The organism is Alsobacter sp. SYSU BS001988 (genome assembly GCF_054796215.1).
Genome location: NZ_JBTAMK010000010.1, coordinates 36,676 through 50,768 on the forward strand (window position 1 = coordinate 36,676; position 14,093 = coordinate 50,768).

The 14,093-nt window shown below is 69.2% G+C and carries 12 protein-coding genes; 6 read left to right on the plus strand and 6 right to left on the minus strand.

Annotation, left to right across the window (positions count from 1 at the left end; genetic code table 11):
* Positions 1–8: 8 nt before the first annotated feature.
* The 5 genes from ACYVO7_RS17520 to ACYVO7_RS17540 all read right to left on the minus strand — a co-directional run bounded on the left by ACYVO7_RS17520 (position 9) and on the right by ACYVO7_RS17540 (position 5,532).
* On the minus strand, positions 9–1,559 hold the full coding sequence (locus ACYVO7_RS17520) for an ABC transporter substrate-binding protein (RefSeq protein WP_460451096.1): 1,551 nt from the start codon (positions 1,557–1,559) through the stop codon (positions 9–11).
* A gap of 85 nt (positions 1,560–1,644) precedes the next feature.
* Entirely contained in the window at positions 1,645–2,586 is a 942-nt protein-coding gene (locus ACYVO7_RS17525) for an ABC transporter permease (protein ID WP_460451097.1), read from the minus strand.
* The gene (locus ACYVO7_RS17530; RefSeq protein WP_460451098.1) at positions 2,583–3,509 is read right to left on the minus strand and encodes an ABC transporter permease; all 927 of its coding nucleotides are present in this window, start codon (positions 3,507–3,509) and stop codon (positions 2,583–2,585) included. The genes ACYVO7_RS17525 and ACYVO7_RS17530 overlap by 4 nt, the downstream gene beginning before the upstream one ends.
* 59 nt (positions 3,510–3,568) lie before the next feature.
* Complete coding sequence (locus tag ACYVO7_RS17535) at positions 3,569–4,549, minus strand: ABC transporter ATP-binding protein (RefSeq protein ID WP_460451099.1); 981 nt, start codon at positions 4,547–4,549, stop codon at positions 3,569–3,571.
* Positions 4,546–5,532 (minus strand): ABC transporter ATP-binding protein, encoded by a 987-nt coding sequence (locus tag ACYVO7_RS17540; protein WP_460451100.1) that lies wholly within the window; start codon positions 5,530–5,532, stop codon positions 4,546–4,548. Before ACYVO7_RS17540 ends, ACYVO7_RS17535 begins: the two co-directional genes overlap by 4 nt.
* Before the next feature lie 202 nt (positions 5,533–5,734).
* Between ACYVO7_RS17540 and ACYVO7_RS17545 the strand changes: the two genes are divergently transcribed.
* A complete protein-coding gene (locus ACYVO7_RS17545; RefSeq protein ID WP_460451101.1) occupies positions 5,735–6,772 on the plus strand; it encodes a D-2-hydroxyacid dehydrogenase in 1,038 nt (345 codons plus the stop codon).
* Positions 6,773–6,871: 99 nt separating this feature from the next.
* The gene (locus ACYVO7_RS17550) at positions 6,872–7,021 is read left to right on the plus strand and encodes a hypothetical protein (RefSeq protein ID WP_460451102.1); all 150 of its coding nucleotides are present in this window, start codon (positions 6,872–6,874) and stop codon (positions 7,019–7,021) included.
* An 18-nt stretch (positions 7,022–7,039) separates the two neighbouring features.
* Here ACYVO7_RS17550 and ACYVO7_RS17555 read toward each other — a convergent pair whose 3' ends face one another.
* Positions 7,040–7,261: a hypothetical protein gene (locus ACYVO7_RS17555; protein ID WP_460451103.1), complete on the minus strand. Its 222-nt coding sequence runs from the start codon at positions 7,259–7,261 to the stop codon at positions 7,040–7,042.
* Between the two features lie 176 nt (positions 7,262–7,437).
* Here ACYVO7_RS17555 and ACYVO7_RS17560 point away from each other — a divergent pair, with 176 nt between their 5' ends.
* The 4 genes from ACYVO7_RS17560 to ACYVO7_RS17575 all read left to right on the plus strand — a co-directional run bounded on the left by ACYVO7_RS17560 (position 7,438) and on the right by ACYVO7_RS17575 (position 14,090).
* Positions 7,438–8,607 carry a sensor histidine kinase gene (locus tag ACYVO7_RS17560; RefSeq protein ID WP_460451104.1) on the plus strand — a complete coding sequence of 390 codons (1,170 nt, stop codon included), beginning with the start codon at positions 7,438–7,440 and terminating at the stop codon, positions 8,605–8,607.
* A gap of 182 nt (positions 8,608–8,789) precedes the next feature.
* On the plus strand, positions 8,790–11,639 hold the full coding sequence (locus tag ACYVO7_RS17565) for a PAS domain-containing protein (RefSeq protein ID WP_460451105.1): 2,850 nt from the start codon (positions 8,790–8,792) through the stop codon (positions 11,637–11,639).
* Positions 11,640–11,938: 299 nt separating this feature from the next.
* Positions 11,939–13,138 carry an ABC transporter substrate-binding protein gene (locus tag ACYVO7_RS17570; protein WP_460451106.1) on the plus strand — a complete coding sequence of 400 codons (1,200 nt, stop codon included), beginning with the start codon at positions 11,939–11,941 and terminating at the stop codon, positions 13,136–13,138.
* A gap of 76 nt (positions 13,139–13,214) precedes the next feature.
* A complete protein-coding gene (locus tag ACYVO7_RS17575; protein ID WP_460451107.1) occupies positions 13,215–14,090 on the plus strand; it encodes a branched-chain amino acid ABC transporter permease in 876 nt (291 codons plus the stop codon).
* The last annotated feature ends 3 nt before the right edge of the window (positions 14,091–14,093 follow it).

Here is a 14,093-nt window from a genome sequence, read left to right on the forward strand (position 1 = left end):
GCGATCGGTCACTTCACGCCGGCGAGCACCAGGTTCAGGTACATGCGCCCGTCCGGGCGCGCCTTGTAGGACAGGCGGTCCGAGACGCCGTAGAGCGTCGGCTCGGTGAACATCCAGATCACCGGCGCCTGCTCGGCCACATAGGCCTCCGCCGCCCAGCACATGTCCTGCCACTTGGCTTCGTCGAACTCCTGGTTGAACGCCTTGAACATGGCTTCGAACTTGTCGTCGACCCAGCTCATCCGGTTGGAGCCGGAGTTCTTCTGCACGAGCAGCAGGTCACCCTGGCAGGTGTAGTCGGGTCCGGACGAGCTGTTCATCAGGTCGCGATAGCCCGCGCCCTGCCTGGCCCGCATCTGCGCGTTGATGGCCGAGTCGATGACCCTGAGGTCCTTGATCTCGATGCCGACCTGCCGCCAGCTGTCGGCCATGACCTGCGCGATCTCCTTGTCCATCAGGTAGGAGCCGTTGGTGGTGTCGAAGTCGAGCGAGAGGCGCTTGCCGTCCTTGACGCGGACGCCGTCCTTGCCGAGCGTCCAGCCGGCCTCGTCGAGCAGCTTGGCGGCCTTGGCCGGGTCATAGGCGAAGGGCTTCAGCTTGGGGTTGTTGTAGGGCGTGTTGATCAGGTCGATTCGGCAGGTCGCCATGCCGCCCAGGAGCGCGCCCGCGATCTCCTCGCAGTCGACGGCGTGGTTCATGGCCTGGCGGACGCGCACATCCGCCAGCGCCGGATGGCGGCCCTGCTTGATGGCCACGAACAGGCGCCGGTAGCTGGGCGCCACGATCACCTTCACGCCCGGCGTCTTGTCCAGGCTGGCCTTGAGGTCGGCCGGGACGCCGACCATCAGGTCGGCCGAGCCGGCCTTCAGCTCGCTGATCCGGGTCGCGACCTCCGGAACGGCCTTGATGACCACGTCGTCGACCGGCGGCTTGCCGAGCCGGTACTTGTCGAAGGCCTTCAGCACCAGGCCCTGGCCGGCCTTGTAGGAGACGAACTTGTAGCCGCCCGCGCCGACAGGGGCGAAGGCGACCTTCTCGGGCGGGTTCTCCGCGTAGTAGCGCGGCGGCAGGATGGAGAGCTCGGGATTGACCATGTGGGAGGTGATGATCGGGTCCGGCTCGGTCATCACCAGCTTCACGGTCGCGTCGTCGATCTTCTCCACATGGTCGTATTTCAGGGCCCCGAGCGCGAAAGTGAGGTCGCCCTTCCCGGCCGCGAAGAGCTTCTTGGCGCGGTCGAAGGTGAAGACCACCGCGTCGGCGTTGATCGGCTCGCCATTGTGGAAGGTGAGCCCCGTGCGGATCTTGATCTCCCAGTTGAGCGGGTCGAGCTTGCGGATCGACTCCGCCACGGCGGGAACGACCTTGCCGTCATTGTCGAGGCGAAACAGCGTCTCATGGATCGACAGGATCGCGTTCGCGTCGGCCTGGGTGAACATCGGGTCGAGGCTGACGGGCTCCGCGTTGAGCAGCACCACGACGGGCTTGTCGGCGGCCCGGGCCGGGAGCGCGCAGAAGGCGGCGGAGACGGCCGCCGAGAGCGTCAGAATGCGAAGCATAGGCCTGTTCATCACGATCGTTTCCCCTGCCATAAACTCACTTGAGACGCCCCCGACGGCGACCGGGCGCGCGGCCCGGCGGTCGTCAGAGGATGTTCTTCAGGCGCGGGTCGAGGAAGTCCCTCAGCCAGTCGCCCAGGATGTTGATGGACAGCACCGTCACCGAGATGGCGACGCCGGCCGGAAGCGTCAGCCAGTCTGCGACGCCGACATACTGGCGTCCATCGGCCAGCATCGTGCCCCAGCTCGGCACGGAGGGCGGCACGCCGACGCCCAGGAAGCTGAGCGAGGCCTCCGCCACGATGTTGCTCGCCACCGTGAAGCTCGCCATGACGATCACGGGGCTCCACAGGTTGGGCAGGATGTGCTGGAACAGGATGCGCCACTGGGCCTCGCCCGTGGCGCGGGCGGCCAGCACGAACTCCTCCTGCTTCAGCGACAGCACCTGGCCGCGCACGATCCGGCCGTACTGCACCCAGCCGGTCAGGCCGAGCACCAGGATGAGCTTGTCGAGCCCCCCGCCGAGAACGGCCATGATGGTGAGCGCCAGCAGGATCGTCGGGAAGGACAGCTGGATGTCGGCGACGCGCATGACGACGTCGTCGACGAGGCCGCCGAAATAGCCGGCGACCAGCCCGACCATGAGGCCGATCACGCCCGAGATCGCCAGAGCGGAGAGGCCGACCACCAGCGACACCCGCGCGCCGAAGATCAGACGGCTCAGGACGTCCCGGCCGAGCGCGTCGGTGCCGAGCCAGAAGGTCGCGTGGGCGCCGTTGACGTAGCCCGGCGGCTTCAGCCGCTGGATCAGCCGGATCGCGAAGGGATCGTTCGGCGCCAGCCAGGGAGCGGCGGCGGCGGCCGCGGCGACGACCAGGAACACCAGCAGGCTCGCCATCGCGGCCTTGCTGCGCAGGAGCCGCGGGACGATCTGGCTCTTGCGCGTCCGCAGCGCCGGCGCGGGCGCGACGCCGTCCGCCGCGGCCAGCGCGCCGCCTTCGGCGACGGCGTGGGAGGGCTCGGTCATGCGTCCAGCCTGATCCGCGGGTCGATCCACACATAAGCGAGGTCGATCAGGAGGTTCACGCCGGCGAAGATCAGCGCCAGCATGATGACGCCGGCCTGGACGACGAAGAAATCCTTGGACCCGATGGCCGACACGATCTCCCGGCCGACCCCCGGCCAGCCGAAGATCGTCTCGGTGATGACCGAGCCGCCGAGAAGGAAGCCCAGTTCGAGCCCGATGGCGGTGACGATGGGCAGCAGCGCGTTGCGCAGGACATGCGCGTAGACGACGCGGGTCTCGGTGATCCCCTTCGCCCGGGCGGTGCGCACGAAATCCCGCTGCATGAAATCCAGCATGGACGAGCGCGTCAGCCGCATGTTCCGGGCGATGGGGAACGCCGCCAGCGTGATCCCCGGCATGATCATGTGCGCGAAGGTCCCGCTGCCGGAGATCGGCAGCCAGCGCAGGCGCACCCCGAAGGTGAGGATCAGCAGGATGCCGAGCCAGAAGCTCGGGATGGACTGCCCGGCCAGCGCCAGCACGGTGGCGGCCCGGTCGACGGCCGAGTTGGGCCGCGTGGCCGAGAGGACGCCCAGCGGAATCGAGACCAGGATCGACAGCACGAAGGCGAAGGCGGCGAGCTGGAGGGTGGCGGGCAGCCGCTCGGCGATCACCTCATAGGCGGGCTGGTGCCGGACGAAGGAGTAGCCGAACTCGCCCCGGAGGGCGTTGGCGACGAAGCTCGCATATTGGACGTACCAGGGCCGGTCCAGCCCCATTTTGACGCGGAAGTCCTGGATCTGGGCCATGGTCATCCGGTCGGCGCTGTCGCCGAGGATGACCTCGGTGGGGTCGCCCGTCAGGAACAACAGGCCGAAGGCCACGAGGCTGACGCCGAAGACGACGAACACGGACTGGAGCAGGCGACGGGCGACGTAGCGCATGCGTCAGCCTCCTCCGGCGCGGGGCGCGCTGGCGCGAGGCGCGTTGGCTCGGGGCGGGGTCAGACGAGGTGGCATGCGACCCAATGCCCTTCCGCGGCTTCCCGGAAGGCGGGCTCCTCCCGGCGGCAGCGCGCGATCGCGAGCGGGCAGCGCGTGCTGAATCGGCAGCCGGCCGGCGGGTTGGCCGGGCTCGGCAGGTCGCCCTCCAGCAGGATCCGGCGGCGCGCGCGCTCCAGGACCGGATCGGGGATCGGAATCGCCGACAGCAACGCCTTCGTGTAGGGGTGCAGCGGGTTCTCGTAGAGCTCCTCGCTGGCGGTGAGCTCCATCATCTTGCCCAGATACATCACGGCGACGCGGGTCGAGATGTGGCGCACCATGCCGAGGTCGTGGGCGATGAACAGGTAGGTGAGCCCCAGTTCGTCGCGCAGCGCCTCGAGCAGATTGACGATCTGCGCCTGGATCGAGACGTCCAGCGCCGAGATCGGCTCGTCGCAGACGATGAAGGCGGGCTTCGTCGCGAGCGCCCGGGCGATGCCGATGCGCTGGCGCTGGCCGCCGGAGAATTCGTGCGGGTAGCGCTCGCGCCAGGCCGGGTCCAGGCCCACCTTCTCCATCAGCTCGACCACCATGCGGCGTTCGTCGGCCTGGCTGCGCGCGACGCCGTGGACCCGCAGCGGACGGGCGATGATCTCGCCTGCCCGCATCTGCGGATTGAGCGAGGCGTAGGGGTCCTGGAAGACCATCTGCATCTTGCGCCGGGCGCGGCGGATGTCGGCCGGCGGCTGGCGCACGAGGTCGACGCCCTCCAGCGTCACGGAGCCGGAGGTGGGCCGGTGGAGCTGCAGGATGGCGCGCCCGGCGGTGGTCTTGCCGCAGCCGCTCTCGCCCACCATGCCGAGCGTCTCGCCCCGGCGGATGTCGAACGAGATCCCGTCGACCGCCTTGATGGCGCCGGTCGCGCGGCCGAGCAGGCCGGAGCGCGTCGGGAAATGCACCGCAAGGTCGCGGACGCCGACCAGGACCTCGGGCTCGCTCATGCGGCCCTCGCGGCTCGCCAGGGGTGGAAGCAGGCGGCGCTGTGGCCCGCGCCGACATCGGCCAGCCGCGGCGTCTCCTCCCGGCAGCGCGCCGTCGCCAGCGCGCAACGCGGCGCGAAGGCGCAGCCCCGGCGCTCGCCGAGCAGGGACGGCGGGAGCCCGCCGATGGCGTGGAGCCGGGCGCGGCCGCGCGCGTCCAGGCGGGGAAGCGAGTTCAGGAGGCCGACCGTGTAGGGATGCGCCGGGCGGGCGTAGAGCGCGTCCACGGGCGCCTTCTCGACGATCGCGCCCGCATACATCACCGCCACCGCGTCCGCGATGCGGGCCACGACGCCGAGGTCGTGGGAGATCCACAGGACGGCGGCGCCGAGCTCGGTCTGCAGCCGCTTCACCAGCTCCACGATCTGCGCCTGGATGGTGACGTCGAGCGCCGTGGTGGGTTCGTCCGCGATGATGAGCCTGGGCGAGCAGGCGAGCGCCATGGCGATCATCACGCGCTGGCGCATGCCGCCGGAGAACTGGTGCGGGTAGTCGTCGAGCCGCGTCGCCGGGCGCGGGATGCCCACCATGCCGAGAAGGTCGGCGGCCCTGGCCCGCGCCTGGGAGCGGGACAGCGCCTCGTGGGCGGTGAGCGTCTCGGCGATCTGCGCGCCGATGCGCATCACCGGGTTGAGCGAACTCATCGGGTCCTGGAACACGACCCCGATTCGGCCGCCCCTGACCGCGCGGAGCGCGCCGGCGTCGAGCGAGAGAAGGTCGACCCCCTCGAACAGCACGCTGCCGCCGACGATCCGACCCGGCGGCGATGCGATCAGGCGCAGGATCGACAGCACCCCGACCGTCTTTCCGCTGCCGCTTTCGCCCACGATCGCCAGGCACTCGCCGCGGTCGACCTCGTAGGAGATCCCGTTCAGCGCGTGCACGACGCCGTCCACCGTCTCGAACCGGGTGACGAGATCCCGCACTTCCAGAAGCTTCGGCAAGGGGACCTTCGGGTTTGCGGACCTGTGGGGGAAACGGGAGACCTCGCCGAGCTAAGCATTCCAGGTTGCAGGCGACAAGCCGTCACGCAGCCGTCGCCGCGCTGGTCCGGCATGCGCCGGGAGGGCCTCGCCGCTGTGGTCAAGACGGTCGTCCGGTTTGTAAGAATGAGCTTTCGAATCCGCGCCCGGACCCAGGATCGCCATGCCCCCCTCCCCCGTCACCGTCCTGATCGCGTCCTATCTGGAGGACGAGCACGTGGCCCGCATCCGGGCCTTCGCGCCGGATCGCGTGCGCGTGCTGCACGAGCCGGATCTCCTGGCGCCGCCACGCTACGTCGCCGACCATGTCGGCCATCCGCGCGAGCTCGCCCCGGAGCAGAAGGAGCGCTGGGCCCAATTGCTGCGCGAGGCCGACGTGATGTTCGACTTCGACCGCGCCGGAGCGGCCGACCTGCCGGCCACGGCGCCGCGGCTGCGATGGGTCCAGGCCACCAGCTCGGGCATCGGCGAGTTCCTGCAGCGCACCGGGCTCGACCGGTCCTCCATCGCCTTCACGACGGCGGCCGGCGTCCACGCCCGGCCGCTGGCCGAATTCACCCTGCTGGGGCTGCTCTACTTCTTCCGCGACCTGCCGCACCTCCAGGCCTGCAAGGCCGCCCGCCGCTGGGAGCGCTACACGGTGGAGGGGCTGGACGGAAAGCGCGTCCTGGTCGTGGGCCTCGGCGCGGTGGGCCGGGAGGCGGCGCGCCAGTGCGCCTCCTTCGGCATGGAGGTCTGGGCCTCCCGACGCAGCGAGGGCGGCGATCTCCCGGAGGGCGTCTCCCGCTGGGTGCGGCAGGACGACTTGCGCGCGGCGCTGCCGCAGGTCGACGCGCTGGTGCTCGCCTGCCCGCTGACGCCGCAGACCCGGCTGCTCATCGGCGCGGCGGAGATCGAGGCGCTGAAGCCCGGCGCCGTCCTGGTCAACATCGCGCGCGGCGGCGTGGTGGACGAGCCGGCCCTGATCCGCGCGCTGGCGTCCGGCCATGTCCGGGGCGCGGCCCTCGACGTCTTCGCCACCGAGCCGCTGCCCGACGACAGCCCGATGTGGGACCTGCCCAACGTGATCGTGTCGCCCCATTCGGCCAGCACGGTCGCGGCCGAGAACCGCCGGATCGTCGACATCTTCCTGGAGAACCTGCAGCGCTTCCTGGACGGACGGCCGATGGTCAACGCCTTCGACAGGAGCCGGGGCTACTGAACCCGGTTCTCCGCAGGAGATCGCCGGTCACTTGGAGCTTGACCGTTGCTGGCCTGCTAGAATCAGGCGCACCGTCGCACGGCCGACGGAGACAGCGCGATGCGCACCCTTCATTCCTCCAAGCAGCCGCTCAACACCATCCGTCTCCACCGCAAGCCGCCGCTCGGCTGGGGCGAAGCCCACATGCGGATCCTGCTCGGCGGCCTGTTCCTGATCATGCTGGGGCTGGCCCTCGGCGGACTCACCTGAAAGCCCGGCGCGGACGGGTCACTCACGCTCGATCAGCCGGAACCAGAGGGTCTGGCCCCCGTCCTGGCGCCCCCACCAGCGCCGCGTGTCGGGGTCGACGCCCCACGATTCGTATGTGTGGGCCAGGAAGCCCTCCAGCTTGTCCGAAGCGGCTTGCCTCGTCTCCGCCGAGATCGGCAGCGGCCGGGTCGACGTGACCACGCTCGCCGCCGACACCCGCATCTGGTCTGCGCTCCACATGTCTCGCCTCCTCTTCTCGCGCCTTCGAAGATCTGGCCGAACCGACGCCTGGCCGGCGCCCGGGACCTCCGTCCGTGGCGGAGCCATCCTACAGCGACGAACGAGCGGAAGTGGGGCTGATTTCGGGATCGCCACGTGAGTGGGAGCCATCCGGCCGCCGACGGCGTTGTCGCGGCATGAAAGCCGATCCCAAATCAGATCCGGCGGCTGACATCGCGAAGCTGCGCAGGCACCTGCGCATCCTCGTGGACCTTGGCCGACTGGCGACGGAGGCGACGGACCTGGACCGTTTCCTCGACCAGGCCGTCGTGCTGGTCGCCCGGGCCGTGGAGATCGACCACGTCAAGATCCTGCGCTACCGGCCCGCCACGTCGGACCTTCTCATCGAGGCCGGCATCGGCTGGCGGGACGGCGTCGTCAGGTCGTCGACGCTGCCCGCCGACCTGCGCTCCCCTCCGGGCCGCGCCTTCCAGACGGCGGAGCCGGTGGTCGTGTCCGATTGCGGGCGCGCGCGCGGCTTCACGATCTCGCCCCTGCTGAAGCAGCACGGCATCGTGTCGCTGGCCAATGTGCCCGTCCTGGTGGACGGCTCCACATGGGGCGTGCTGGAGATCGACAGCGCCACGCCGCGCGATTTCAGCGAGGACACGCTGGAGTTCCTGGTCGCGGCGGGCGCGCTGATCGGCACGGTGGTCCGGCGGAAGGTGGCCGAGACCATGGAGGCCGATCGCCTCGCGTCGGCCAACAGCGACGCGCGCCAGCTGGAGACCCTGCTGCGGGAGATGCAGCACCGCGTGAAGAACAGCTTCGCGCTGATCCTCTCGTCGATCTCGCTCCAGCGGCACCGGTTCGAGAGCAAGGACGTGGAGCGGGCGCTCGATCACGTCGCCAACCGCATCAACGCCATCTCGCTCGCCCATGACCAGCTGGCGCACCGCGACGGCGCCCAGGTGGTCGATCTGGCGGGCTATCTGCGGGCGCTCTGCCGTTCCATCGAGCAGCAGACCGAGGGCGTCGCGGTCGACGTCGACGCCGACGACATCGAACTGGCGCTGGAGCGCGCCGTGCCGCTCGGCCTCGTGCTGAACGAAGCCGCGATCAACAGCGTCAAGCACGCCTTCGACGACGGCGGCGGCCGGATCGGCGTCGTCCTGAAGAGCGGCGTCGGTTATGGCGAGGCCGTGCTGGCGATCTCCGACAACGGCCGCGGCATCGACAAGCCCCGGGAGGGCGGGTCCGGCGTGACGCTGATGAAGGCGTTGGCCCGCCAGATCGGGGGCGCGCTGGACCAGGAGAGTTCTAGCCAGGGCACCACCATCAGGCTGACCTTCCCGATCATCCGATGACGATCCGGCCGCGGGCCGGGGATCGGGATCCCTGGATCGTCCGACGGCTCGCGCCCGAAAGGCGGCCGGCCGGATCCGGCGGGCGGGTCCGGTCGTTATGAAAGTCTGCGTCGCACACGAGACCACTGGCCCGAAAGGCCGTCCGGAGCACCCACATCACGGAGACTTTCCTGAGCGCGAAGATGGACTTCCTCGCTGGCGGCGGCGAAATGGGAGCGCTGATGCGCGGCCTCGACTGGTCGAAGACCGCCCTGGGGCCGCCCGAGTCGTGGCCCGCGAGCCTGCGCACGGTCGTCCGGCTGATCCTGAACACCGGCCACCCGATGTTGATCTGGTGGGGGCCTGAATTCGCCTGCCTGTACAACGACGCCTGCCGCCGATCGATCGGCAGCGAGCGCCATCCGGGGTCCCTCGGCCGCCCCGGGCTGGAGGTCTGGGAGGAGACCTGGGACATCGTCGCGCCCCAGATCCAGCAGGTGATCTCGGGCGGCGGGCCGACCTGGAACGTCAACCAGCTCGTTCCCATGACGCGCAACGGGCGCCGCGAGGACGTCTACTGGACCTACAGCTACAGCCCGATTCACGAGGAGACCGCGCCAGGCGGCGTCGGCGGCGTCCTGGTCGTGTGCACCGAGACGACCGAGCAGGTGCTCGCCGCCCGGCGCCGCGTCGATGAAGCCGAGCGCCAGCGACGGCTGTTCATGCAGGCGCCGGGCTTCATCACGATCCTGCGCGGCCCGGAGCACGTCTTCGAATTCGTCAACATCGCCTACACGAACCTGTTCGGAGACCGCGGCTATGTGGGCAAGACCGTGCGGGAGGCGTTTCCGGATCTGGAGGGACAAGGGTTCTTCGAGCGGCTCGACGCCGTCTACGCGACGGGCGAACGCTTCGAGGCCCGGCAGATCCCGGTGCGGCTTCGAAAGCCCGCCGAAGCGGTCCGGCGCCTCGACTTCATCTACGAGCCGGTCATCGACGAGACCGGGGCGGTCACCGGCATCTTCTGCGAGGGCTATGACGTCACCCAGGCCCATGTCGCCCAGGAGGACCTGCGGGCCAGCGAAGAGCAGCTGCGGCTGGCCACCGACGCCGCGGAGGTCGGCCTGTGGGACCTCGACCCGGCCAGCGACACCCTCTACTGGCCCGCACGGGTCAAGCGGATGTTCGGCATCTCGGCCGACGCCACGGTGTCGATGGACGACTTCTACGCGTGCCTCCATCCGGAAGACCGCGAGCGGGTGAGCCTCGCCTTCGCGGCGGCCGTCGATGCGCGGACCCGGGCGCTTTATGACGTGGAGTACCGCACGGTCGGCAAGGAAGACGGCCTCGTCCGGTGGGTCGCCGCCAAGGGCCGCGGGCGGTTCGACGCGGAGGGGCGCTGCGTCCGGGTCATCGGAACGGCGATCGACGTCACGGCCCGAAAGCAGATCGAACACGCGCTGCAGGAGAGCGAGGCGCGGCTGCGCGCGCTCACCGACAATCTTCCCTCCGGGATGATCTACCAGCTCTCCACCGGCGCGGACGGGACGGATCGGCGGTTCCTCTACGTCTCCCAGAGCCATGAGAGGCTGACGGGCGTGCCGGCCGAGGCCGTGTTCGCCGATCCGACCCTGCCCTACTCGCTGATCCTGGAGGAGGACAGGGAGGGACTGGCCGCCGCCGAGATGCGGGCGATCCAGTCGCTGGGTCCGTTCGACGCCGAAGCCCGGATCCGGCGCGCGGACGGGGAGATCCGCTGGACGAGGATCATCTCCGCGCCGCGCCGCCAGCCCGACGGCTCGATCATCTGGGACGGAATCCAGGTCGACGTCACGGAGCAGAAGAAGGCGCTCGCCGACCTGCGGGAGCTCAACGAGAGCCTGGAGCAGCACATCCTCACCGAAGTGGAGAAGCGCGTCCGCGTCAAGGAGGCCCTGAGGCAGGCGCAGAAGCTGGAGGCGATGGGGCAGCTGACCGGCGGCGTCGCGCACGACTTCAACAACCTGCTGACCCCCATCATCGGCTCGCTTGACATGCTCGTCCGCCGGGGTGTGGGGAGCGAGCGGGAACGCAAGCTGATCGACGGCGCGCTGCAGTCGGCCGCACGCGCCAAGACGCTGGTGCAGAGGCTCCTCGCCTTCGCGCGGCGCCAGCCGCTGCAGCCCACCGCCGTGGACGTCGGAAGCGTCATCCAGGGCATGGCCGATCTCGTGGCCAGCACGACCGGGCCGCAGATCAAGGTCTCCGTCGAGATCGACGACGACCTTCCCCTCGCCCGGGCCGACCTGAACCAGCTCGAGATGGCGCTCCTCAATCTCAGCGTGAACGCGCGCGACGCGATGCCGGACGGCGGGACCCTGCGCATCTCCGCCACGCCCGATGCGCTGGCGGAGGACAACATCCTCGCTTTGCGGCCGGGGCGCTACGTGCGGATCTCGGTCGCCGACACCGGGACCGGCATGGACGACGAGACGCGCGCCCGGGCCATCGAACCGTTCTTCTCGACCAAGGGCGTCGGACGGGGGACCGGGCTGGGCCTCAGCATGGTGCATGGGCTCGCCTCGCAACTGGACGGCGCGCTCTCGATCCAGAGCCGCGTCGGATTGGGCACCAACGTCCAGCTCTGGTTGCCGGTCAGCGCCGAGCGGCGGACCGCGCTGTCGCCCGCCGCCCGGAATTCGCAGTCCGTGACCATCAGCGGGACCGTGCTCCTCGTCGACGACGAAGCATTGGTGAGGGCCAGCACGGCCCATATGCTCAACGAGCTGGGCTACGCCGTGCACGAGGTCGGGTCCGCCGAGAAGGCGCTGGCGCTGTTGCGCGAGGGGCTGCGCCCGGACCTCGTCGTCACTGACCACCTGATGCCCGGGATGACCGGGACCGACCTCGCCGCCCGGATCCGGGAGAGCTGGCCGCAGACGCCCATCCTGCTCGTGTCCGGCTACGCCGAGGTGGAGAGCCTCTCGCCAGACCTCCCGCGCTTGACGAAGCCTTTCCGGATCTCCGATCTCGCCGAAAGCATCGGAGCGCTGCGGCGCGCCGCCGGCGCGTGACGTCCGGCGTTGACTCTTCTCACGCGCGATCCGCCGAACCGTCAGCCGCGCAGGCCTGGACTGGAATTCGACAAAGAAGGGATGAGCGATCAGCCGTCAAGAAGCGTCGTTCCTGGATCTGCGGATTGATAACATCCGATCGATCCAAGTATCCGCCCGAGACTCAGCTTGCCAATACATCAGCGCTGTTTCACCATGGAGCCAAGAAAACCAACTGAGACGAGCCTGAGGGAGGCGACATGAGATGTCTTGATGCATCCGTCCGCGGACGGCTTGGCGTTGCAGTCTGCGCATCGGCCATGGCCATCGCCCTGGCCGCGTCGGCCTCGCCAGCAACGGCCGCCGACCCGATCAGGATCGGCGTCATCGCCGAGGCCCAGGCCGTCGCGGGCTCCTCCATCCCCCTCGCCGCGCAGCTGGCGGCCGACGAGATCAACGCGGCCGGCGGCGTGGATGGCCGCAAGATCGAGATCGTCACCTACGACAACCACTCCTCGTCGGCCGAGTCGATCCGCGCCTTCCAGCGCGCCGTCAACGAGGACAAGGTCAACGCGGTCATCGCCAGCTACATCAGCGAGGTCGTGCTGGCGCTGGAGCCCTGGGCCGGCCGGCTGAAGACGGTCATGATCACGCCCGGCGCCGCCTCCGACGTCATCACCGAGAACATCGCCAAGGACTACGAGCGCAACAAATACACCTTCCATGGCTACCTCACCTCCAGCGCCCTGTCCGGGCTGGTCTGCGAGGCGGCCAAGGATCTGCTCGTCGACGGGCTGAACATGAAAACGGCCGTGATCGTCAGCGAGGACGCGGCCTGGACGAAGCCGCTCGACGCCGGCTACGAGAAGTGCCTGCCCGAGAGCGGCCTGAAGGTGCTCGACCACGTCCGGTTCTCGCCCGACACCACCGATTTCACGCCGATCTTCAACAAGATCGAGGCGCAGAAGCCCGACGTGATGATCACCGGCATCTCGCATGTCGGCACGCAGCCGACCGTGCAGTGGAAGAGCCAGCAGGTGCCGATCCCGATGCTGGGCGTCTCGTCGCAGGCGACCAACTCGACCTTCTGGAAGGACACCAACGGCGCCACCGAAGGCGTGCTCTACAACGCCGTGTCGGGCCCGGGCGTGGCCGTGACGCCGAAGACGCTGCCCTTCGTCGAGGCGTTCCAGAAGAAGTTCGGCAACACGCCGTCCTATTCGGGCTACACGGCCTATGACGAGGTCTATTACCTCGCCGACGCCGTCAAGCGCGCGGGCTCGACCGACAGCGACAAGCTCGTCGATGCGCTCGAGAAGACCGACTATGTCGGCACGATCGGCCGCATCCAGTTCCTGCCCAAGGGCGACCCCCATGTGCACGGGCTGAAGACCGGCAAGGGCGCGATCACCGGGCTGATGCTGCAGTGGCAGAACGGCAAGCAGGTCAATCTCTGGCCCAAGGACGTGGCGAACGGAAAGCTCACCTTCCCCGCCTTCGTCAAGACGCCGGCGAACTGACGTCGTCGATCGGGCCGCCCTCGGGCGGCCCCTTCTCTATCGCGCCGCCTGTCCCACCTTCGACCGGGTCCCCGACATGCTGCTGTGGCAAATCGTGATCGACGGCTTCGCCGTCAGCGCCCTCTATGCGCTGGGCGCGACGGGATTCACGCTGATCTTCGGCGTTTCCGGCGTGCTCAACCTCTCGCATGGGTCGATCATGGTGGCGGCCGCCGTCGCCGCCTGGGCCGCCGCCGGGAGCCTGCATGTCGGCAGCTATGGGGGCGCGTCCATCGGCGTGCTCACCAGCGTCGTCCTGTCCTTCGCGACCTATTTCATCGCGGTCCGGCCCATCCAGCGCTCCAGGAGGATCGCGGAGTCGGAGAAGGAGATCTTCATCCTCACCTCCACGCTGCTGTGGGGCATCCTGATCCAGGAGGCGATCTCCTACCTGTTCACCAACAACGCCAAGACGGTGCTGCCCATCATCGAGGGCGTGGTGACGGTGCTGGGCGTGCGCACCCCGGCCAACGAGTATTTCACGGCGACGATCTGCTGGGTGGTCATCGGGCTGCTCTGGGTGCTGGTGAACCGCACCCAGGCCGGCAAGGCCGTCCTGGCCGCGTCGATGAACCCGCGCGGGGTGACGCTCCTGGGGTTCGAGCTGTCGAACATCTATCTCGCCGTCTGGGCGGTCTACGGCGTGCTCGCCGGCGTCGCGGGCGTGCTGCTGGGGATGTTCCTCGGCGTGAGCTCCTACAGCGTCGGCCCGCTGACGGCGAGCGCCTTCTCGATCGTGGTCCTGGGCGGGCTGGGCAGCGTCTCCGGGTCGCTGATCGCGGCCTATGTGGTGGGCTATCTGGAGACGATCACCGCCTACACGATTTCGCCGGCCTACCGGACCATCCCGTCGCTGCTGCTTCTTCTGCTCGTGATGTATCTGCGGCCCCAGGGGCTGTTCGGACGGAGGTGATGG

Excerpts from the sequence above, each read along its gene's own strand:
- ACYVO7_RS17560 (WP_460451104.1), top strand. The coding sequence starts at position 7,438 with ATGAAAGCCGATCCCAAATCAGATCCGGCGGCTGACATCGCGAAGCTG.
- ACYVO7_RS17525 (WP_460451097.1), bottom strand. The coding sequence starts at position 2,586 with ATGACCGAGCCCTCCCACGCCGTCGCCGAAGGCGGCGCGCTGGCCGCG.
- ACYVO7_RS17550 (WP_460451102.1), top strand. The coding sequence starts at position 6,872 with ATGCGCACCCTTCATTCCTCCAAGCAGCCGCTCAACACCATCCGTCTC.
- ACYVO7_RS17530 (WP_460451098.1), bottom strand. The coding sequence starts at position 3,509 with ATGCGCTACGTCGCCCGTCGCCTGCTCCAGTCCGTGTTCGTCGTCTTC.
- ACYVO7_RS17535 (WP_460451099.1), bottom strand. The coding sequence starts at position 4,549 with ATGAGCGAGCCCGAGGTCCTGGTCGGCGTCCGCGACCTTGCGGTGCAT.
- ACYVO7_RS17545 (WP_460451101.1), top strand. The coding sequence starts at position 5,735 with ATGCCCCCCTCCCCCGTCACCGTCCTGATCGCGTCCTATCTGGAGGAC.
- ACYVO7_RS17575 (WP_460451107.1), top strand. The coding sequence starts at position 13,215 with ATGCTGCTGTGGCAAATCGTGATCGACGGCTTCGCCGTCAGCGCCCTC.
- ACYVO7_RS17520 (WP_460451096.1), bottom strand. The coding sequence starts at position 1,559 with ATGCTTCGCATTCTGACGCTCTCGGCGGCCGTCTCCGCCGCCTTCTGC.
- ACYVO7_RS17555 (WP_460451103.1), bottom strand. The coding sequence starts at position 7,261 with ATGTGGAGCGCAGACCAGATGCGGGTGTCGGCGGCGAGCGTGGTCACG.
- ACYVO7_RS17570 (WP_460451106.1), top strand. The coding sequence starts at position 11,939 with ATGGCCATCGCCCTGGCCGCGTCGGCCTCGCCAGCAACGGCCGCCGAC.
- ACYVO7_RS17565 (WP_460451105.1), top strand. The coding sequence starts at position 8,790 with ATGGACTTCCTCGCTGGCGGCGGCGAAATGGGAGCGCTGATGCGCGGC.